The sequence below is a fragment of the Streptomyces sp. NPDC088097 genome (assembly GCF_044741845.1).
Taxonomy (GTDB): Bacteria; Actinomycetota; Actinomycetes; order Streptomycetales; family Streptomycetaceae; genus Streptomyces.
The window spans coordinates 791,272-811,199 of the sequence record NZ_JBIUTJ010000003.1; the positions used below are offsets into that span (position 1 = coordinate 791,272).

20 protein-coding genes are annotated in these 19,928 nt (G+C 73.7%); 18 read left to right on the forward strand and 2 right to left on the reverse strand.

What is annotated here, in order from left to right:
* The first annotated feature begins 20 nt into the window (after positions 1–20).
* Complete coding sequence (locus tag ACIOD1_RS13710) at positions 21–653, forward strand: class I SAM-dependent methyltransferase (RefSeq protein WP_401902255.1); 633 nt, start codon at positions 21–23, stop codon at positions 651–653.
* A gap of 91 nt (positions 654–744) precedes the next feature.
* Here the strand turns inward: ACIOD1_RS13710 and ACIOD1_RS13715 are convergent, their stop codons facing one another.
* Positions 745–1,929 (reverse strand): Gfo/Idh/MocA family oxidoreductase, encoded by a 1,185-nt coding sequence (locus ACIOD1_RS13715; protein WP_365624973.1) that lies wholly within the window; start codon positions 1,927–1,929, stop codon positions 745–747.
* A gap of 115 nt (positions 1,930–2,044) precedes the next feature.
* On the opposite strand from ACIOD1_RS13715, the gene ACIOD1_RS13720 reads away from it, so the two are divergent.
* The 17 genes from ACIOD1_RS13720 to ACIOD1_RS13800 all read left to right on the forward strand — a co-directional run bounded on the left by ACIOD1_RS13720 (position 2,045) and on the right by ACIOD1_RS13800 (position 18,653).
* On the forward strand, positions 2,045–2,281 hold the full coding sequence (locus tag ACIOD1_RS13720) for a chaplin (protein WP_365624976.1): 237 nt from the start codon (positions 2,045–2,047) through the stop codon (positions 2,279–2,281).
* A 621-nt stretch (positions 2,282–2,902) separates the two neighbouring features.
* Positions 2,903–4,660, forward strand: coding sequence for an enoyl-CoA hydratase-related protein (locus tag ACIOD1_RS13725; protein WP_401902257.1), 1,758 nt, complete (start codon positions 2,903–2,905; stop codon positions 4,658–4,660).
* 102 nt (positions 4,661–4,762) lie between these two features.
* A complete protein-coding gene (locus ACIOD1_RS13730) occupies positions 4,763–5,824 on the forward strand; it encodes a hydrogenase expression protein HypE (RefSeq protein ID WP_365624982.1) in 1,062 nt (353 codons plus the stop codon).
* Positions 5,825–5,914: 90 nt separating this feature from the next.
* Entirely contained in the window at positions 5,915–7,699 is a 1,785-nt protein-coding gene (locus tag ACIOD1_RS13735) for a nickel-dependent hydrogenase large subunit (protein ID WP_365624985.1), read from the forward strand.
* Positions 7,696–8,232 (forward strand): hypothetical protein, encoded by a 537-nt coding sequence (locus ACIOD1_RS13740; RefSeq protein ID WP_365624987.1) that lies wholly within the window; start codon positions 7,696–7,698, stop codon positions 8,230–8,232. The genes ACIOD1_RS13735 and ACIOD1_RS13740 overlap by 4 nt, the downstream gene beginning before the upstream one ends.
* Positions 8,229–8,921 carry a DUF5947 family protein gene (locus ACIOD1_RS13745; RefSeq protein WP_401902260.1) on the forward strand — a complete coding sequence of 231 codons (693 nt, stop codon included), beginning with the start codon at positions 8,229–8,231 and terminating at the stop codon, positions 8,919–8,921. The genes ACIOD1_RS13740 and ACIOD1_RS13745 overlap by 4 nt, the downstream gene beginning before the upstream one ends.
* Complete coding sequence (locus ACIOD1_RS13750; RefSeq protein ID WP_365624993.1) at positions 8,918–9,652, forward strand: DUF6084 family protein; 735 nt, start codon at positions 8,918–8,920, stop codon at positions 9,650–9,652. Before ACIOD1_RS13745 ends, ACIOD1_RS13750 begins: the two co-directional genes overlap by 4 nt.
* A complete protein-coding gene (locus ACIOD1_RS13755) occupies positions 9,649–11,121 on the forward strand; it encodes a hypothetical protein (protein WP_365624996.1) in 1,473 nt (490 codons plus the stop codon). The genes ACIOD1_RS13750 and ACIOD1_RS13755 overlap by 4 nt, the downstream gene beginning before the upstream one ends.
* Positions 11,118–11,651: a hydrogenase maturation protease gene (locus ACIOD1_RS13760; RefSeq protein ID WP_365624999.1), complete on the forward strand. Its 534-nt coding sequence runs from the start codon at positions 11,118–11,120 to the stop codon at positions 11,649–11,651. Before ACIOD1_RS13755 ends, ACIOD1_RS13760 begins: the two co-directional genes overlap by 4 nt.
* Positions 11,648–11,752, forward strand: a complete 105-nt coding sequence (locus tag ACIOD1_RS13765) for a DUF6893 family small protein (protein WP_401902262.1) — start codon at positions 11,648–11,650, stop codon at positions 11,750–11,752. Before ACIOD1_RS13760 ends, ACIOD1_RS13765 begins: the two co-directional genes overlap by 4 nt.
* A gap of 146 nt (positions 11,753–11,898) precedes the next feature.
* Positions 11,899–12,291, forward strand: a complete 393-nt coding sequence (locus tag ACIOD1_RS13770) for a hydrogenase maturation nickel metallochaperone HypA (RefSeq protein ID WP_365625002.1) — start codon at positions 11,899–11,901, stop codon at positions 12,289–12,291.
* A gap of 4 nt (positions 12,292–12,295) precedes the next feature.
* Positions 12,296–13,132 carry a hydrogenase nickel incorporation protein HypB gene (hypB, locus tag ACIOD1_RS13775; RefSeq protein WP_365625005.1) on the forward strand — a complete coding sequence of 279 codons (837 nt, stop codon included), beginning with the start codon at positions 12,296–12,298 and terminating at the stop codon, positions 13,130–13,132.
* Positions 13,132–15,522, forward strand: coding sequence for a carbamoyltransferase HypF (gene hypF, locus ACIOD1_RS13780; protein WP_401902265.1), 2,391 nt, complete (start codon positions 13,132–13,134; stop codon positions 15,520–15,522). The genes hypB and hypF overlap by 1 nt, the downstream gene beginning before the upstream one ends.
* Positions 15,491–15,832: a HypC/HybG/HupF family hydrogenase formation chaperone gene (locus ACIOD1_RS13785; protein ID WP_365625011.1), complete on the forward strand. Its 342-nt coding sequence runs from the start codon at positions 15,491–15,493 to the stop codon at positions 15,830–15,832. Before hypF ends, ACIOD1_RS13785 begins: the two co-directional genes overlap by 32 nt.
* Positions 15,829–16,965 carry a hydrogenase formation protein HypD gene (gene hypD, locus ACIOD1_RS13790; protein WP_365625014.1) on the forward strand — a complete coding sequence of 379 codons (1,137 nt, stop codon included), beginning with the start codon at positions 15,829–15,831 and terminating at the stop codon, positions 16,963–16,965. Before ACIOD1_RS13785 ends, hypD begins: the two co-directional genes overlap by 4 nt.
* Before the next feature lie 79 nt (positions 16,966–17,044).
* Positions 17,045–18,034 carry a hydrogenase expression/formation protein HypE gene (gene hypE, locus ACIOD1_RS13795; RefSeq protein ID WP_401902353.1) on the forward strand — a complete coding sequence of 330 codons (990 nt, stop codon included), beginning with the start codon at positions 17,045–17,047 and terminating at the stop codon, positions 18,032–18,034.
* Positions 18,035–18,197: 163 nt separating this feature from the next.
* Positions 18,198–18,653, forward strand: coding sequence for a GNAT family N-acetyltransferase (locus tag ACIOD1_RS13800; RefSeq protein WP_365625020.1), 456 nt, complete (start codon positions 18,198–18,200; stop codon positions 18,651–18,653).
* Here ACIOD1_RS13800 and ACIOD1_RS13805 read toward each other — a convergent pair.
* Positions 18,629–19,900 carry an MFS transporter gene (locus ACIOD1_RS13805; protein ID WP_401902269.1) on the reverse strand — a complete coding sequence of 424 codons (1,272 nt, stop codon included), beginning with the start codon at positions 19,898–19,900 and terminating at the stop codon, positions 18,629–18,631. The two genes, ACIOD1_RS13800 and ACIOD1_RS13805, sit on opposite strands and share 25 nt — an antisense overlap.
* Positions 19,901–19,928: the final 28 nt, after the last annotated feature.

Genomic DNA, 19,928 nt, shown 5'->3' on the forward strand with positions numbered 1-19,928 from the left:
CTTCAGGTAGCTTCTTCCGCGTGAGGGCACACCAGGACCGCACCGGGGCGGCCTACGACGGGGTCGTCGAGCTGTACGCGTCCCTGTTCGCCGGCCGGCTGGAGACGCACCCGTTCTCGCGAACCATGATCGGCACCTTCGCCGAACTGGTGCGCGGGACGGGAAACCTCAGGGCGGCCGACGTCGGGTGCGGGCCCGGCCACCTGACGGCCATGCTGGACGAACTGGGTCTCGACGCCTTCGGGATGGACCTCTCCCCCGCCATGGTCGAGCACGCCCGGCGGGCACATCCGACGCTCCGGTTCGACCAGGGCCGGATGGAGGCCCTCCCCCTCGCGGACGGGGCGTTGGGCGGGGTTCTGGCGCACTACTCGACGATCCACACCCCGCCCGCGGAACTGCCCGCACTGATGGCCGAGTTGGGGCGCGTGTTGGCCCCCGGGGGCCTGCTCCTGGTCTCGTTCTTCGCGACCGACGGGCCGGAGCCGGTCCGCTTCGACCACAAGGTCACTCCCGCGTACAGCTGGCCCGTGGACCGCTTCGCCGAGATGCCGGCCGGAGCCGGCCTCGTCCCGTTCGCCCGACTGATCCACGACCCCTCCACCCCGCGGGGCTTCCTCGACGCCCACCTGCTGGCGCGCCGCCCGGTCTAGGCCGTCTCCATCGGTCTTGCCGCGCCCGCCAAGATCCGAAAGAGACGGCCTAAGGGCTGTCGCGCGCCCACCAGGGATTACGGGACAGCCCTTAGGAGCACTGGCCGCCTTCGAAGTAGGCGACGAGCCCGGGGTCGAGCGGGGGCACCCGGCGGGGCGTGCCGCCGTCGCGCAGGGACTCCGTCGCCCCGCAGCCCGCCGCGACGGCCATCCGGGCGGCGACCGGGGAGGTGTCGGTGGATCCTCCGTCGCGGGCGAACCGGAGGAACTCGTCCATCAGCAGCGGATCGGCGCCGCCGTGGTCCCGGGGGCCGTCGGCGTCGGGGACCTCGTACGTCTCGTCGGGCTCGGGCCGGTAGCCGGAGCGGCGGGTGTTCCACACGCGCACCCGGGCGCCGGGGCCGTCGCCGAAGTTCTCCAGCCGTCCGGCGTCCCCGATGACGGTGTAGTTGCGCCAGTAGTCGGGCGAGAAGTGGCACTGCTGGTAGGCGGCGAGGACCCCGTTGTCCAGGCGGGCGTTGAGGAGGGAGACGTCCTCAACGTCGATGACCGGGTTGAGGTCGCGCTGGGTGTGCGGCGGCCAGTGGCCCTCGACGGTGAACCAGTCGTCCGCCTTGGGCTCGCCGGGCGCGCGGCGGTGTGGGTTGTCCCCGTAGACGAGGAGGTCGCCCATGGCCTGGACCTCGCGGGTGTAGCCGCCGGCCAGCCAGTGCAGCACGTCGAGGTCATGGGCGGCCTTCTGGAGCAACAGGCCGCCGGTGCAACGGCGTTCGGCGTGCCAGTCCTTGAAGTACCAGTCCCCGCCGTAGCCCACGAAGTGCCGGATCCACACCGTCTTGACGGCGCCCACGGCCCCCCGGCCGATCAGCTCGCGCATGGTCCGCACGACCGGCATGTGCCGCATGTTGTGGCCGACGTACAGCCGGGTGCCGGTCGCGCGGGCGGTGCGGAGGATCTCGTCGCAGCCCTCGACGGTGATGTCGAGGGGCTTCTCGACGAGTACGGGCTTGCGGGCGCGCAGGGCCCGGCAGGCGAGGTCGGCGTGGGTGTGGTCGGGGGTGAGGACGAGGACGGCGTCGACCTCGGGATCCCCGAGGACCGAGCGGTGTTCGGCGCTCGTGCGGGCGCCGGGGAACGCGGCGGCGGCCGCGGCGCGGGCGCGCGGGTCCGGATCGGCGACGGCGGTGACGACGGCCCCCCGGCCGGGGCGGTGCGCGTGCCGGGCGAGGCTGCCGCGCAGGCCGAAGCCGAGCACGCCGATCCGGAGGTCGGTCATGGTCCGACGGTAGCGCCACCGCACCGCCCACGGGTGGCTCAATGGGCGGGCGGGTCCGGAAGTGTGCGGTCGGATGTGCGGGTCCCTCCGACCGCACGACTCTCGGGAGTTCAGCATGAAGATCCGCAACTTGGCCACCGCGGCCTGCCTCACCGCCGGTCTGATCCTCGGCGGCGCGGGCGCCGCCCTCGCCGACGCCAACGCCTCGGGCGTCGCGGCCGGCTCCCCGGGCGTCCTGTCCGGAAACGTGGTCCAGATCCCGATCCACGTGCCGATCAACCTGTGTGGCAACTCGATCAACGTGATCGGCGCGCTCAACCCGGCGGCCGGCAACACCTGCGTCAACGCCTGACCCCTGGTCCGGGGCGGGCCCGTCCCGCCCCGGACCACCCCCGGGTGGCCGCCTTCCGGGCGCCACCCCCGCGCGACCCGCCCCCGCACGCGCTCACCGCCCCGCTAGGCGGCACGCCCCCGGGACCGGTCCCTGCGCCCCCGCCCCGTCACCCGCCCCCGCACCCGCCCGCGCGAACGCCCGCGCCGGTGCGGCGCCGAGCGGGCCCGGTGGCCGGTGTCCCTCCCGGCGCGAACACCCCGCACGGCCGCACGGCCCGTAGCGCAGGGGCCCGTAGCGCAGGGGCCCCCGCGCCGAACCCCGTCGTCCGCCCCCGTTCCTCACGCGCCGAGCACCCGCGCGCCCCTCCCCGCCCCGAGACCCACCCCGAGACCCACCCCGTGCCCTCGTACGCGGCCCGTCCGGGGCGGTCCCCGTTGCCCACCGCGCACCCCGGGCACGCTGACGGATGCGGCCGAGCGGGCGCGTGGGGGCCCGCTTTCGAGTGACACCGCCGCACCGCCTCGGGCGTGCCCGCTCCGGGGTGGCCGACCATCTCAGGCGGCCGGTCATGCTCCGGTCACGAGCGCCGACCAGGCCGGGCCCACGCCTCCGTGGGCCGCGGCCACCCCGGGAGACCACGTGCACGTCCTGCTCGTCGCCAGCGCGTTCAACAGCCTCACCCAGCGGGTCCACGCCGAACTGCGCGACCACGGCCACCGGGTCTCCGTCGAGCTGGCCCTGCCCGGGATGTGCCCGGCCGACGCCGTGGCCCGCCACGATCCCGACCTGATCGTGGCGCCGATGCTGACGACGGCCCTCCCCGAGGCGGTGTGGGCCACGCGGACCTGCCTGATCGTCCACCCCGGGCCGGTCGGCGACCGGGGCCCCTCCTCCCTCGACCGGGCCGTCCTGGACCGGGAGCCCCGCTGGGGCGTCACCGTGCTCCGGGCGGACGCGGAGATGGACGCGGGGGACGTGTGGGCATCGGCGGAGTGCGCGCTGCCCCCCGTGGGCAAGAGCGACCTCTACCGGGGCGAGATCGCCGACGCCGCCCTGGAGGCCGTCCTGCTGGCCGTCGAGCGCTTCGCGTCCGGTACGTACGTGCCCCGCCCCCAGGACCCCGGCGCCGTCCGCACCCGGCCCTTCCTGCACCAGCGCGAGCGCCGGATCGACTGGGCGGCCGACCCCACCGAGCAGGTGCTGCGCACCCTGCGCGCCGCCGACTCCCGGCCGGGCGTCCCGGACGAGCTGCTGGGCTCCTCCTGGTTCCTGCACGGCGGCCACCCGGAGCCGGTGCTGCGCGGCCGGCCCGGGGAGCTGCTGGCCACCCGGACGGGCGCGATCTGCCGGGCCACGACCGACGGGGCCGTGTGGATCCCGGAGCTGCGGGCCCGCCGGGTGCCCGGGGGGCCCGCCCCGGTGAAGCTGCCCGCCGTCCTCGCGCTGGGCGACCGGCTCCCGGCGCTGCCGGAGCACCCGGCCCCGGCCTGGACGGAGCCCGGAGCCGACGCGGCCTGGTCGGACATCCGCTACCGGGAGGAGGGGCCGTGCGGGTTCCTCTCCTTCGCGTTCCCCGGCGGCGCCATGGGCACCGGCCAGTGCCGGCGCCTCCTGGAGGCCTACCGGGCGGCCCTGACCCGCCCGACCTCCGTCCTGGTGCTCGGCGGCGGGCGGGACTTCTTCTCCAACGGCATCCACCTGGGGCTCATCGAGGCCGCGCCGGACCCGGCCGCGGAGTCCTGGGCCAACATCAACGCCATGGACGACCTGGTCGAGGCCGTCCTGACCACCACCGACCGGCTGGTCGTCGCCGCCCTCGGCGGCAACGCGGCCGCCGGCGGGGCCGTCCTCGCGCTCGCCGCCGACGAGGTCTGGTGCCGCTCGGGCGTGGTGCTCAACCCGCACTACCGCCTGATGGGCCTGTACGGGTCCGAGTACTGGACGTACACCCTGCCGCGCCGCGTCGGCCCGGCCGCCGCCGAGCGGCTCTGCGCCGAGGCGCTCCCGCTGAGCGCGGAGGCCGCCCTGCGGCTCGGGCTGTCCGACCGCACGGTGCCCTGCCCGCCCGCCGGGTTCGCCGACGAGACGGCCCGCCTCGCGGCGCGGTTGGCCGCGTTGCCCGCCACACAGGCCCGGATCTCCGCGAAGAAGGCCCTGCGGGAGCGCGACGAGGCGGCCCTGCCGCTGGCCGCCCACCGGGAGGCGGAGCTGGCCCAGATGCACCGGACGTTCTTCGACCCCGAGGCCCCGTACCACGCCCTGCGCCGGGCCTTCGTGCGCAAGGAGGCGCCGGCTTTCACCCCGGTCCACCTGACCCGGCCCGCGGCGGGGCGCGCGAGCGCCGGCGTCACCTCAATGGCCGCACATGACGGAGCACGCGGGGGCGGCTGCTGTTAGCAAGAAAGGTGGGGCGCGGACGGACCGTCCCGCCGCCTGTCCCACGACCTCGTCCCCCGTTCCCCTCCCGCTCCTCCCGCTCCTCCCCAAGGAGGCACCCCGATGAACGCAGCACCGTCCGCCCCGGCTCCGGCCGAGGACCCCCCGATCCACATCCTCTGGATCAACGCGGGGCTGAGCTGCGACGGCGACTCCGTCTCGCTGACGGCCGCGATGCAGCCCAGCATCGAGGAGATCGTGATGGGCGTCCTTCCCGGACTCCCCAAGATCGCCGTCCACTGGCCCCTGATCGACTTCGAGTGCGGCCCCGTCGGGGGCGCGGACACCTTCATCGAGTGGTTCTTCAAGGGTGAGCGCGGCGAGATCGACCCGTTCGTCCTGGTGGTCGAGGGCTCGATCCCCAACGAGTCGATCAAGCCCGAGGGCTACTGGTGCGGATTCGGCGACGACCCGGAGACCGGCCAGCCCATCACCACCAGCGAGTGGCTGGACCGGCTCGCGCCGAAGGCCCTGGCCGTGGTGGCCATCGGCACCTGCGCCACGTACGGCGGCATCCACGCGATGGAGGGCAATCCGACGGGCGCCATGGGCGTTCCGGACTACCTCGGCTGGGACTGGAAGTCGAAGGCCGGCATCCCGATCGTGTGCGTTCCGGGCTGTCCGATCCAGCCGGACAACTTCTCGGAGACGCTGACCTACCTGCTGTACCAGGCGGCCGGTTCGGCGCCGATGATCCCGCTGGACGACAAGCTGCGCCCGACGTGGTTGTTCGGCGCCACCGTCCACGAGGGGTGCGACCGGGCCGGCTACTACGAGCAGGGCCAGTTCGCGCAGACCTACGACTCCCCCAAGTGCCTGGTGAAGCTCGGCTGTTGGGGCCCGGTCGTCAAGTGCAACGTGCCCAAGCGCGGCTGGATGAACGGCATCGGCGGCTGCCCGAACGTCGGCGGCATCTGCATCGCCTGCACCATGCCGGGCTTCCCGGACAAGTTCATGCCGTTCATGGACGAGCCCCCCGGCGGCAAGGTCTCCAGCGCCGCGAGCGGTGCGTACGGGGCGGTCATCCGCAAGCTCCGCGCGATCACGGCGCACACCGTGGACCAGGAGCCCAAGTGGCGCCACACCGGCAGGAAGCTCACGACGGGCTACCGCCCGCCCTGGTGACCCCGGCCCCTCCCCGAAACCCGCACCGGCGGGCGGAATCCCCCGCGCCGCACGCAAGCGAAGCACCGAAGAAGGGTCACGGCAGACACGATGACACCGAAGACGAAGCAGGCCGCGGACGGCAGCGGCCTGGTGGAGATGGCCTGGGACCCGATCACCCGGATCGTGGGCAGCCTCGGCATCCACACGAAGATCGACTTCAAGCAGAAGAAGGTCGCGGAGTGCTACAGCACCTCGTCGGTCTTCCGCGGCTACAGCGTCTTCATGCGCGGCAAGGACCCCCGCGACGCGCACTTCATCACGAGCCGCATCTGCGGCATCTGCGGTGACAACCACGCCACCTGCTCCGTGTACGCGCAGAACATGGCCTACGGGGTGAAGCCGCCCCACCTCGCCGAGTGGATCATCAACCTCGGCGAGGCCGCGGAGTACATGTTCGACCACAACATCTTCCAGGAGAACCTGGTCGGGGTCGACTACTGCGAGAAGATGGTCCGCGAGACCAACCCGGGCGTCCTGGAGAAGGCCGAGCGCACCCCCGCCCCGCACGCCGGCGAGCACGGCTTCAAGACGATCGCCGACATCATGCGCTCCCTCAACCCCATCGAGGGCGAGTTCTACCGCGAGGCGCTCCAGGTGTCCCGCTACACGCGGGAGATGTTCTGCCTGATGGAGGGCCGCCACGTGCACCCCTCCACGCTCTACCCGGGCGGCGTCGGCACCATCGCCTCCGTGCAGCTCTTCACGGACTACCTGAGCCGCCTGATGCGGTACTGCGAGTTCATGAAGCGGGTCGTCCCGCTCCACGACGACCTGTTCGACTTCTTCTACGAGGCCCTTCCCGGCTACGAGGAGGTCGGCCGACGGCGCGTCCTGCTCGGCTGCTGGGGCGCCCTCAACGACCCCGAGCACTGCGACTTCACGTACGCCAACATGACCGACTGGGGACGGAAGATGTTCGTCACCCCGGGCGTGGTGGTGGACGGGAAGCTGGTCACCAACGACCTCACCGAGATCAACCTCGGCATCCGCATCCTGCTGGGCAGCTCGTACTACGACGACTGGCAGGGCCAGGAGCAGTTCGTCACGCACGACCCGCTCGGCAACCCGGTCGACCCGCGCCACCCGTGGAACCAGCACACCATCCCGGCGCCGCAGAAGCGGAACTTCGACGACAAGTACAGCTGGGTCATGTCGCCCCGCTGGTTCGACGGCAAGGACCACCTCGCGCTCGACACCGGCGGCGGCCCCATCGCCCGCCTGTGGTCGACGGCCCTGTCGGGGCTGGTCCACACCGACTACGTGCAGGCCACCGGTCACAGCGTCGTGATCACCCTGCCGAAGACGATGACCAAGCCCGAGACCCGCTTCGAGTGGAAGATCCCGAAGTGGAGCAACGCGCTGGAACGCAACCGTGCGCGCACCTACTTCCAGGCGTACGCGGCCGCCATCGCCCTGCACTGCGCCGAGAAGGGCCTCGCCGAGGTCCGCGCCGGACGCACCCAGACCTGGGAGAAGTTCGAGGTCCCGGACGAGGGTCTGGGAGTCGGCTTCACGGAGGCGGTGCGCGGAGTGCTCTCGCACCACATGGTGATCCGCGACGGCAAGATCGCCAACTACCACCCGTACCCGCCGACCCCGTGGAACGCGAGCACCCGCGACACCTTCGGCACCCCCGGACCGTACGAGGACGCGGTGCAGAACACCCCGATCTTCGAGGAGAACACCCCGGAGAACTTCAAGGGCATCGACATCATGCGCGCCGTGCGCAGCTTCGACCCCTGTCTGCCGTGCGGCGTCCACATGTACGTCGGCCCCGGCAAGACGGTCAAGCAGATGCACGTCCCCACCGGCCTGAGCGGACTGGGCGGATGAGCGCCCCGGTGGACGCCCGCCAGGTGGGCGCGCGGGTCGAGGAGGTACTGGAGGAACTGGCCGCGGGCGGCGACCGGCAGGCGTGCGCCGCGGCCGAGGAACTGGTGCGCGTCCTGATGGACTTCTACGGTGCCGGGCTCGCCCGGATCGTGGAGCGGGTCGGCGCCGCGCCGCTGGCCCCCGTGCTGGACGACGAGTTGGTCGCGAGCCTGCTCTCGCTGCACGGACTGCACCCCGAAGACGTCCGGACCCGGATCGGGCGCGCCCTGGCGGCGTCGGGCGAATCGGTGGACCTGGTCGGCTTCGACGAGGCCACCGGGGTGCTGCGGCTGCGCCCGCAGGCCGCCCCGGCGGGGGGCGGCGGGTGCGGCTGCGGGAGCTCCGACGCCGACGCCTCCCGGCGCACCCTGGAGGACACCCTGGCCTCCTTCGCCCCGGAGGTGACCGGGGTGGAGCTGGAGGCCGCCCCGCCGCCGGCAGCCCCGCTGCTGCAGATCGGCATCCGCCCGCCCACCCCGGTGCGGGTGCCGTGACGGGGCCCGGACCCGGCGTCCTGAAGGCGGGCGGCCCGCGGGACGCCGGCCCGCGCGGGCTGCGCCGGTTCACCCAGCCGCGCCCGCCGAGGCCCGAGACATGCGAGCTGTGCGGGGCGCTCCTGCCCGAGGAGGGCCCGGGCCACCGCCACCTGGTGGAGACCGAGAAGCGGGCCATGGTGTGCGCGTGCACCGCCTGCTCCCTCCTGTTCGACCGGCCGGGCACCTCGACGGGCCGCTACCGGGCCGTCCCGGACCGGTACCTCTCCGACCCGGCCCACCCCCTCGAAGAGGGCGCGTGGGAGCTGCTCCAGATCCCGGTCGGCGTCGCGTTCTTCTTCCGCAACGCCGCCTTGGACCGCCTGGTCGCGCTGTACCCGAGCCCGGCCGGGGCCACCGAGAGCGAACTCGACCCGGAGACCTGGCAAAGCGTCCTGGGCGGCGGCCGACTGGCCGCCGTCCTGGAACCCGACGTGGAGGCGCTGCTGTTGCGCCGTACGCAGGGGCGCACCACCTGCCACCTGGTGCCGATCGACATCTGCTACGAGCTGGTGGGGCGGATGCGCCTGCTGTGGCACGGCTTCGACGGTGGCGCCGAAGCCCGGGCCGCCCTCGACGCGTTCTTCGCCCATGTGGAACGGCGTGCCAGGGTGCTGGCCGAGGAACCGGTGGAGGCACGTCGCCCATGACCGGTCCCACGCGCTTCACCTTCACCTGCACCGGAGTGCGGGCCGACGCCTACGCGGCCGGCCCCACCCTGGTCTTCCGCCTGCGCGTCACGGCCAGCGGTGCGGACGACGCCGACGGCGTCCCGGAGCCCGTCCGGGTCCACGCCCTCGCCCTGCGCTGCCAGATCCGGCTGGAACCGGCCCGGCGCGGCTACGGCCCCGAGGAGGCCGAGGGGCTGGGCGATCTGTTCGGCGAGCGCTCGCGCTGGGGCACCACCCTCCAGCCGGTGCAGTTCGCCCACGTCTCGGTGATGGTGCCCAGCTTCACCGGGGAGACCGAGACCGACCTGGTCGTCCCGTGCACCTACGACATGGACATCGCGGCGAGCCGCTACTTCGACGCCCTGCGGGACGGCGAGGCGCCCCTGCTGATGCTGTTCTCCGGCACGGCCTTCGTCGGGGACGGCGGCTTCCGGGTCGAGCCGGTGCCCTGGGACCGCGAGGCCTCGTACCGGATGCCCGTCGCCGTGTGGCGGGAGATGGTCGAGCAGCACTTTCCCGGCTGCGGATGGCTGAGGCTGCCCCGCGACACGATGGCGGAGCTGCTCGCCTTCCGCTCGCGGCACGCGCTCGCCTCGTGGGAGGCGACCGTACGCCTGTTGCTGGACTCGGCCGACGGGGCGCGCCCGGCGTCCCCGTCCGTCCGGCTGGGGGCTCCCCCGCCGCGCGTCACCGAGAGGACCGCCCCGTGACGACCACCGCCGCGACCACCGGCGCGACCACCGACCGGGACACCCGGTTCGCCACCGCCCGGCAGGTGGCGGACGCCGTCCTCTTCGAGGGGTACGTCCTCTATCCGTACCGGGCGTCCGCCGCCAAGAACCGGCTGCGCTGGCAGTTCGGCGTGCTGGTGCCGCCTGCCTGGGCGCCCGCACACGACGAGCCGGTGCTCCAGCACACCGAGATCCTGATGGAGCCCCGGGGCTCGGCCACCCTCTTCCTGGAGCTGCGTTTCCTGCACGCCCAGCGCCGTACGGTGCAACGGGCGCTCGACGGCGGCGGCTTCGAGGACGTCCCCGAACTGCACCTGCCGGACCGGGTGCTGGTGCCCTGGGACGAGGGCTCCGAGGAGCGGGTGGAGGTGTCCGTCCCGGTGGCCGAGCTGAGCGGCGACGGGGCGGTGTTCCCCTTCTCCCGGCCCGCCCGCGAGGTCACCGAGCCCGTGCTCGACGACACCGGGCGGACGGTGGGCCGGCTCGTGCGGCGCACCGCGGAGGTCGAGGGGGTGCTGCGGGTCCGCACGAGCGAACTCGAAGGCCCCTACCGGGTGTCGCGGCTCACCGCGGTGGTGGAGAACACCAGCCCCTGGGCCCCGGCCGGAAAGGGGGCGACCCGGGAGGACGCCCTGCCGTGCTCGCTGGTCGCCGCGCACCTCCTGCTCGGCCTGGACTCCGGCTCCTTCCTGTCGCTGACCGACCCGCCCGAATGGGCCCGGGCGGCGGTGGCCGCCTGCGAGAACCGGCACACCTGGCCGGTGCTGGCGGGCGAGCCTGGCCGGGCCGACGTGGTGTTGTCCTCCCCGATCATCCTGGAGGACCATCCGGCGATCGCCCCGGAGAGCGCGGGCGCCATGTACGACGCGCTGGAGATCGACGAGATCCTCGCGCTGCGCACGGCGACCCTCACCGACCAGGAGAAGCGCGAGGCGCGCGGGACGGATCCCCGCGCGGCGGCCGTGATCGACCTGGCCGATTCCATGCCGCCGGAGGTCCTGGAGCGCCTCCACGGAGCGGTGCGGGCGCTGCGGGAGATCACCGGCCCGGACGACGGCCCGCCGGAGCTGCGGGAGCCGGTCGAACTCCTCGAACGGTGCGCGGTCGAACCGTGCGCCGATCAGGACGTGTTCAAGCCGGACACGCCCTGGTGGGACCCGGCGAAGGCCGACACGGCGGACCCGGCCCGCGACCGGGTCCTGGTCGACGGGGTCTCGGTGGGCCTCGGCAGCCGGGTCCTGTTGCGCCCGGGCCTGCGGCGCACCGACGCCCAGGACCTCTTCCTCCAGGGCTTGGCCGCCCGGGTCGAGGCCGTCCTGCACGACGTGGACGGCGGTGTGCACCTGGCCGTCACCGTGGAGGGGGACCCGGGGGCGGACATCCGTCGGGAGCAGGGCCGCTTCCTGTACTTCCAGCCTGACGAGGTCTCTCCCCTGGAGGAGACGTGAGCGGGCGCGTGCTGGTCGCCGGGATCGGCAACCTCTTCCTCGGCGACGACGGCTTCGGCGTCGAGGTGGTGCGCGTCCTGTCCGGGCGCGAACTGCCCGGACACGTCGAGGTGGTCGACTTCGGTGTGCGCGGGGTCCACCTCGCCTACCAGCTCCTGGACGGCTACGACTCCCTCGTGCTGGTCGACGCCGCCGCCCGCGGCGGGCCTCCCGGCACCCTGTACCTGATCGACGCCGGCGATCCCGGCTCCGCCCCGCCGGGCGGGGCCGTCCTCGACGGCCACCACATGTCCCCCGACGCGGTCCTCGCCCTGCTGGGCACCCTGTGCGCCGGTACGGACTCCATCCCGCCCCGGCGCGTCCATGTCGTCGGTTGCGAACCCGCCTGCGTCGAGGAGGGCATCGGGCTCAGCGCTCCGGTGGCCGCCGCGGTGCCGGAGGCCGTGCGGATGGTCCTGGAACTGCTCCGGGACGAGGACGTCGACGCGGCCGGGCCGGCCCGCCGCGATGAACTGAGGAGAACACCGTGAAGAAGGCAGTCGTCGGCACAGCCGCCGCCCTCGTCCTGGCCGCCCTGCTCCAACAGATCCTCCCCGACATCCGGCGCTACCTGCGCATGAGCCGCATGTGAGCGGGCGGGCGCCCCGCCCCCGAACGCCCTGAACCGTCCGCACGCCCCGACGCCCGAATGGCGTACGGGGCGTGCGGCGCGTCGGCGTGCCCGCCCGCCGGGGGCGGGCGCTGCCGGTGTAATGAGCCCCGGCAGGACGGAGTCCGATGCACGAGATGTCGATCGCCATGGCCGTCGTGGGCCAGGTGGAAGAGGCCGCCGACGCCGGTGGCGCGAGCACCGTGAGCCGGGTACGGCTCCAGGTCGGGGAGTTGGCGGGGGTGGTCCCGGACGCCCTCGCCTTCTGTTTCGAACTGGCCTGTGCCGGGACGGTCCTCGAAGGCGCCGAACTGACCACCGAGTCCGTGACGGCGCGCGCCCGCTGCGGGTGCGGGCACCAGTGGGACGTCGGCATGCCCCCCGAACTGTGTTGCCCCGACTGCGGACTGGCCACGGAGGTGGAACTGCTCTCGGGACGCGAGCTGCGGATCCTCAGCGTGACCTGGGAGGACGCCCCGGCCGGGGCCCCGTGCCGCGAACCGATCCCCGAGGAGGCCTGAACCCATGTGCCGAGTGGTCGACCTGCAACAGGCGGTGCTCGCCAAGAACGACGTCGCCGCACAGGTGCTGCGCGCCGAACTGACCGCCCGCGGAACGACGGTGGTCAACCTGCTGTCCAGCCCCGGCAGCGGCAAGACCGCCCTGCTGGAGCGCGAGCTGCTGCTCGCCCGGGAGCGCGGGGTGTCCGTGGCCGCCCTCACGGCGGACCTCGCCACCGAGAACGACGCGGTGCGGCTGGCCCGTTCGGGGGTCCCCGTCAAGCAGGTGCTGACCGACGGGCTCTGCCACCTGGAGGCCGGGATGCTGGGCCGGCACCTGGAGGGGTGGCTGCCCGAGGACGCCCGGCTGCTGTTCGTGGAGAACGTGGGGAACCTGGTCTGCCCGGCCTCGTACGACCTCGGCGAGAGCCTGCGGGTGGCGCTCGCCTCGGTGACGGAGGGCGAGGACAAGCCGCTCAAGTACCCGACGGCCTTCGGCCTGGCCCACCTGGTGGTGGTCACCAAGACCGACATCGCCGACGCCGTCGAGTTCGACGAGGCCACCTTCCGGGCGAACGTCCAGCGGGTGAACCCGGGCGTGGAGGTGGTGCTCACCTCGGCGCGGAGCGGCGCGGGCGTGGGCGTCCTGCTCGACCGCGCCCTCGCCGTCGGAGCCGGCGGCGCGGTCCACTCCCCGGTCATGGCCCGGCAGGTCGCCGGCCCGACGCACCCCCACCATCACGCGCACGACGACGACCACGACCACCCGCACGGTCCCGGGCACGACCACACCCACGACCACACCGACACCCCCGACCACACCCACCCGCAGCCGAGGCCCGCCGGCGCGCAGAGCCTCTGATGGAGGCCGTGCAACGCCGCCGGGTCGTCGTCCGGGGAGTGGTGCAGGGGGTCGGCTTCCGCCCCTACGTCTACACCCGCGCCACCGGGCTCGGTCTGGCCGGGCACGTCACCAACACCTCCGAGGGCGTGGTCGCGGAGGTGGAGGGCGCCCCGGCGGCGGTCTCGGAGTTCTGCGAACGGCTCGCGGCGGACGCTCCCCCGCTGGCGGTGGTGGACACCGTGGACCACTGCGAGGTGCCCCTCGCCGGCGGCAGCGGCTTCACCATCATCGCCTCGCGGGCCGGCGGTCCCGCCCGCACCCTGATCTCCCCGGACACGGCCACCTGCGCCGACTGCCTCGCCGAGCTGGCGGACCCGGCCGACCGGCGCCACCGCCACCCCTTCATCACCTGCACCCACTGCGGACCGCGCTTCACCATCGTCACCGGGCTCCCCTACGACCGGGCCCACACCACCATGGCCCGGTTCCCGATGTGCCCCGACTGCGCCCGCGAGTACGCCGACCCCGCCGACCGGCGCTTCCACGCCCAGCCCGTCGCCTGCCCGGCCTGCGGCCCCCGCCTTCGCCTCCTGGCCGGGAGCCCGCCCCGGGAGGAGCCGGGCGGGGACCCGGTGGCGCGGGCCCGCCGGCTGCTGGCCGACGGGGCGGTGCTCGCCGTGAAGGGGCTCGGCGGCTACCACCTGGCCTGCGACGCCGAGAACCCCGCCGCCGTGGCCCTGTTGCGCCGCCGCAAGGACCGCGGGAACAAGCCGTTCGCCCTGATGGCCCGCGACCTCGCCGACGTCGAGGCCCTGGCCGAGATCGGCCCCGAGGAACGGCAGCTGCTCACCGGTGCGGTCCGCCCCGTCGTGTTGCTGCGCCGGCGCGCCGGGGGCGCCGCCCTGCCCGGGGTCGCCCCGGGCGCTCCCGACCTCGGCGTGATGCTCCCGTACACCCCCGTGCACCATCTGCTGCTCGGCCTGCCCGGCGACCCGGAGGGCCCCCGCCTGCTGGTGATGACCAGCGGGAACCTCTCGGGCGAGCCCATCGTCACCGACGACGCCGAGGCCCTGGAACGCCTCGCGGGCCTCGCGGACGCCTGGCTCACCCACGACCGTCCGATCCACGTGCCCTGCGACGACTCGGTGGTACGGATCTGCGACGGCGAGCGGCTGACCCTGCGCCGCTCGCGCGGGTACGCGCCGCTGCCCCTGGACCTGCCCTTCGAGGTGCCCGCCATCCTGGCCGTGGGCGGCGACCTCAAGAACGCCTTCTGCCTGGGCGAGGGCCGCAAGGCCTGGCTTTCCGCGCACATCGGCGACATGGACGACCTGGCCACGCAGGAGGCCTTCGGCCGGGCCGAACGACAGCTGGAGTCCGTCACCGGCGTCACCCCCGTACTGCTCGCCGCCGACCGCCACCCGGGCTACCGCTCCGGCCGGTGGGCCCGCGCGCACGCGGACGGCCGCCCGCGGTTCGGCGTACAGCACCACCACGCGCACATCGCCTCCGCCATGGCCGAACACGGGCTGGACGGCTCGCGGCCCGTGATCGGCGTCGCCTTCGACGGCACCGGGTACGGGGACGACGGCGCGGTGTGGGGCGGGGAGTTCCTCCTCGCGGACTACGCCGGTCACACCCGCTTCGCCCACCTCGGCTACGTCCCGCTGCCGGGCGGCGACGCGGCCGTGCGGCGCCCCTACCGCATGGCCCTGTCCCACCTGCGCGCCGCCGGGCTGCCCTGGACCCCGGACCTGCCCTGCGTGGCGGCCTGCCCGCCCGACGAACTCCGGATTCTGGAAACGCAGTTGGCGCGGGACCTGAACTGCGCGCCGACCTCCAGCGCGGGCCGGCTCTTCGACGCCGTCTCCTCCCTGGCGGGGATCTGCCAGCACGCCGGGTACGAGGCGCAGGCCGCGATCGAGCTGGAGGCCGCCGCGCTGCGGGTGACCGGCGCCGACGCGGGTCCCGGCTACGCCTTCGCGCTGCGCGAGCCCCGGGCGGGCGTCGGCGGGCCGGTGGTCGCCGACCCGGCGCCCGTCGTGGCCGCGGTGGTGGCCGACGTACGGGCGGGCACCGACCCCGAGCTGATCGCGGCCCGCTTCCACACCGGCCTCGCGGAGCTGGTGGCCGCGCTGTGCGTCCTCGCCCGCGAGCGGTACGGCCCGCGGACCGACACGGTGGCGCTGACCGGCGGGGTCTTCGCCAACACCCTCCTGTCGCGCGCCTGCGCCCGCCTCCTGCGCGAGCGGGGCTTCACCGTCCTGCGCCAGAACCGGATCCCGCCCAACGACGGCGGACTGGCGCTGGGCCAGCTCATGGTGGCGGCCGCGACGGCCGCACGCCAGACCGAACACCCACAGCGAGGAGAAGCCCATGTGTCTGGCGGTACCCGGCAGAGTGCTTGAGATCGCGGAGAAGGACGGCACCAGGATGGCCACCGTCGACTTCGGCGGCGTCCAGAAGGAGGTGTGCCTGGAGTACCTCCCCGACCTCCAGGTCGGCGAGTACGCCGTGGTCCACGTGGGCTTCGCCCTCCAGCGCCTGGACGAGGAGTCGGCGCGGCAGACCCTCGAACTCTTCGCCCAGCTCGGCGTGCTCCAGGAGGAGTTCGGCGACCCGTGGGAGCAGGCCGCCCAGGCAGCGGGTGGCGACTGGCCGTTCGCCGACGCCTCCGCGCAGGACGAGACCCGACCGGAAGAAGAGGTGACGCGGTGAGGTACATCGAGGAGTTCCAGGACCCGGAGCTGGCCCGTCGGCTCCTGGACGACATCCACTCCGCGGTGACCCGCCCCTGGGCACTGATGGAGGTCTGCGGCGGCCAGACGCACACCATCATCCGACACGGGATCGATCAACTACTGCCCGATCTGGTCGAGTTGATCCACGGTCCCGGATGTCCCGTCTGCGTGACCCCCCTCGAAGTCATCGACAAGGCCCTGGAGATCGCCTCCCGGCCCGATGTGATCTTCTGTTCCTTCGGGGACATGCTGCGCGTCCCCGGCACCGGTCGCGACCTGTTCCAGGTCCGCTCCGAGGGCGGCGACGTACGGGTGGTGTACTCGCCGCTGGACGCCCTGAAGATCGCCCGGCAGAACCCGAAGCGCCAGGTGGTGTTCTTCGGCATCGGCTTCGAGACCACGGCCCCGCCGAACGCGATGACCGTCCACCAGGCCAAGAAGCTGGGCATCGCCAACTTCAGCCTGCTGGTGTCCCACGTGCGCGTCCCCCCGGCGATCGAGGCGATCATGCAGTCGCCGAGCTGCCGGGTCCAGGGCTTCCTGGCCGCCGGGCACGTGTGCAGCGTGATGGGGACGAGCGAGTACCCGGAACTCGCGGCCCGCTACCGGGTCCCGATCGTGGTGACGGGCTTCGAGCCGTTGGACATCCTGGAGGGCGTGCGCCGGACCGTGCTCCAGTTGGAGCGGGGCGAGCACACCGTGGACAACGCCTATCCGCGCGCCGTCCGCCCGGAGGGCAATCCGGCCGCCCTCGCCATGCTGGAGGACGTGTTCGAGGTGACCGACCGGGCCTGGCGCGGCATCGGGGTGATCCCCGACAGCGGCTGGCGACTGTCGGAGCGCTACCGGGAGTTCGACGCCGAGCACCGCTTCTCCGTCACCGGGATCACCACCCGCGAACCGGAGGCCTGTCGCGCGGGCGAGGTGCTCCAGGGGCTGCTCAAGCCGCACGAGTGCGAGGCCTTCGGCACCCTGTGCACCCCGCGCACCCCGCTCGGCGCCACGATGGTCTCCAGCGAGGGCGCGTGCGCCGCGTACTACCTCTACCGGCGGCTGGACCTCCAGCCCGCACCGAAGACCCCTTCGCTGGAGGCGAGCCCCGTTGCCTGACATCGCACCGCCCCGGACCGTCCTGGACGTCACCGGCTGGACCTGCCCCGCCCCGCTGCGCGACCACCCCCGGGTGGTGATGGGCCACGGCGGTGGGGGCGCGCTCTCCGCCGAGCTGGTCGAGCACCTCTTCGCCCCGGCCTTCGGCGGCGAGGTCCTCGCACAGCTCGGGGACTCGGCGGCCGTGTCGCTGGGCGGCGCGCGGCTGGCCTTCTCCACGGACTCCTACGTGGTGCGGCCGCTGTTCTTCCCCGGCGGCTGCATCGGCGACCTCGCGGTCAACGGCACGGTCAACGACCTGGCGATGAGCGGGGCCGTCCCGGCCTACCTGTCCTGCGGGTTCATCCTGGAGGAGGGGGTGGAGGTCTCGGTGGTCGCGCGGATCGCGGAGGCGATGGGCGCCGCGGCGCGGGCCGCCGGCGTCGAGGTGGCGACCGGCGACACCAAGGTCGTGGAGTCGGGTCACGGGGACGGGGTGTACATCAACACCTCCGGCATCGGCCTGATCCCCGAGGGCGTGGACCTTCGCCCGCAGCGGGTGGTCCCGGGCGACGTGGTCATCGTCAGCGGGGAGATCGGGCTCCACGGGGTGGCGATCATGAGCGTGCGCGAGGGCCTGGAGTTCGGGGTGGACATCGAGAGCGACTGCGCCGGCCTCGGCGGCCTCGTGCGGAGCATGCTCGCCGTCACCCCGGACCTGCACGTGCTGCGCGACCCCACGCGGGGCGGGCTGGCGGCCTCCCTGAACGAGATCGCCGCCGCCTCGGGCACCGGGGTGGTGCTCCACGAGGGGCGGGTCCCGGTGCCGGAGGCCGTCGCGAACGCCTGCGCCATCCTCGGTCTGGACCCGCTGTACGTGGCGAACGAGGGCAAGCTGGTCGCCTTCGTCCCGCGCGAGCACGCCGAGGCCGTCCTGGAGGCCATGCGCGCCCACCCGCTGGGTCGGCGCGCGGCGGTGATCGGCGAGGCCGTCGAGGCCCACCCGGGGATGGTGGTGGCCCGTACGGGGCTGGGCGGCACCCGGGTCGTCGACCTGCCGATCGGCGAGCAGCTCCCCCGCATCTGCTGACCGGGCGCCCCGCGATCCCCGCCCGCGCACCCGCCGGTCCGCCCCACCCGTCCACGGTGGCGGGCCGGCGGTCGGGGATTCGACAAGACGGCGCGGTGTCCCCGGCTCCCGGTGCAGCATGATCGTCGCGTCGATCCGATCACCGACCCGCCGGAGGCCCTTCATGTCCGAGATCCAGGTCCGTCCCGCCCGCCCCGGGGACTTCGACCAGTGGCGAGTCCTCTACCGGGGCTACGCCGAGTTCTACCGGGTCGAGCAGACCGAGGAGGCGGCCTCCACCGTCTGGTCCTGGATCCACGACCCGGAGCAGGAGGTCAGCGCCCTGGTCGCCGAGGACGCGCGGGGGCAACTCCTGGGACTGGCCCACTACCGCCCCTTCGCCCGGCCCCTGTCGGCCACCGTCGGCTGCCACCTCGACGACCTGTTCGTGGCCCCGGAGCACCGCGGTTCGGGAGCCGCCGACCTGCTCCTGGCCGCCCTCAGCGAGTTGGCGGCGGACCACGGGTGGAGCGTGGTCCGGTGGATCACGGCGGACGACAACCACCGCGCCCGCTCCAAGTACGACCAGGTCGCCACCCGGACCATGTGGATCACCTACGACATGGCCCCCGGCCGCTGACCGCCGGTGCGCGCCCCCCGGCGCGGGCCCTGACCGACCGATGGGGCGACCCCGGCCGGAACCGTGTCCCGTCCGGCCGGAGTCCGGTCGCCGGACGGTCGGGCCCTGGTGCGTGACAGCTCGGGAAGCAGGGTGAGGATGCCGAGGAGTGCCATCACCGCGCCGAGCACGAGCGGGGCGCGCAGACCGTGGGCATCGACGCCGAGACCCCCCAGCCAGGAGCCGATCACGATGCCGAGGGTGATGAAGGAGGAGTGCACGGTGTTGACCAGCGGTCGGGCGTTGGCCGTGCGCTGGACCCGGGTCACCATGCACGGGTTGAGGGTCACACCGACGAGGCCGATGCCCACCAGGCAGATCACGGCGGCCGCGACGGACTCGGCGAGGAGGGCGAAGGCCGTCAGGAAGAGGGCGTTGAGGCCGAGGCCGACGAACTGCAGGGCGAGGGCGTGCCGGTCGACGAGGCGGGCGACGACGGCGTTGCCGAGGACGGTGGCGGCCCCGTACCCGGCGAGCAGCCAGGGCACGGCGCCCTCGGTGAAGCCGGTCAGTCCGGTGAGGATCGGCGAGAAGTAGCTGAAGGCCGCGAAGGTGGCGCCGATGAGCAGGGTCGAAGTGGCGAACACCAGCCACAGCCGTGGGTCGCGGAAGACCCGCAGCTCCTGGCGCAGGGTCGGGGCCCCGCCCGCCCGCGCCGCGCGGGGGACGTCCGGCACTCCGAAGCCGGCTGCCACCGCGGCCAGCGCGGCGAGGGCGGAGACCGCCCAGAAGGCGGCCCGCCAGCCGAACTGGTTCCCGACGAACGTGGACAGCGGGAGGCCGAGGAGCGTGCCCAGCATCAGGCCGTTCATGACGGCCCCGATGGCCTTGCCTCGGGTCTCGGGCGGAGCGATCTCGGCCGCGAGGGAGAGCGAGACGCCGAAGAAGGCCGCCGCGGCCACCCCGGTGACGACGCGCGCGAGCACCATCCCCGCGTAGCCGTCGGCCACGGCGGCCAGGAGGTTGCCGACCAGGAAGACGGCGAAGAGGACCATCAGCGCCGTCTTGTACGGGAGCCTGAGGACGGCAGCGGCCAGGAACGGCCCGCCCAGGGCCATGGCGCCGGCGAACACGGTGATCAGGTAGCCGGTTTCGGGGATGGTCGCGTCCAGCCCCTCGGCCATGAGGGGCATCAGTCCCGCCACCGCGAACTCACTGGTGACCATGGCGAAGATGCCGAAGGCGAGAACGTGCACGGCCTTGGGCATGACGGCCGGTCACCACCTTTCCACAGAG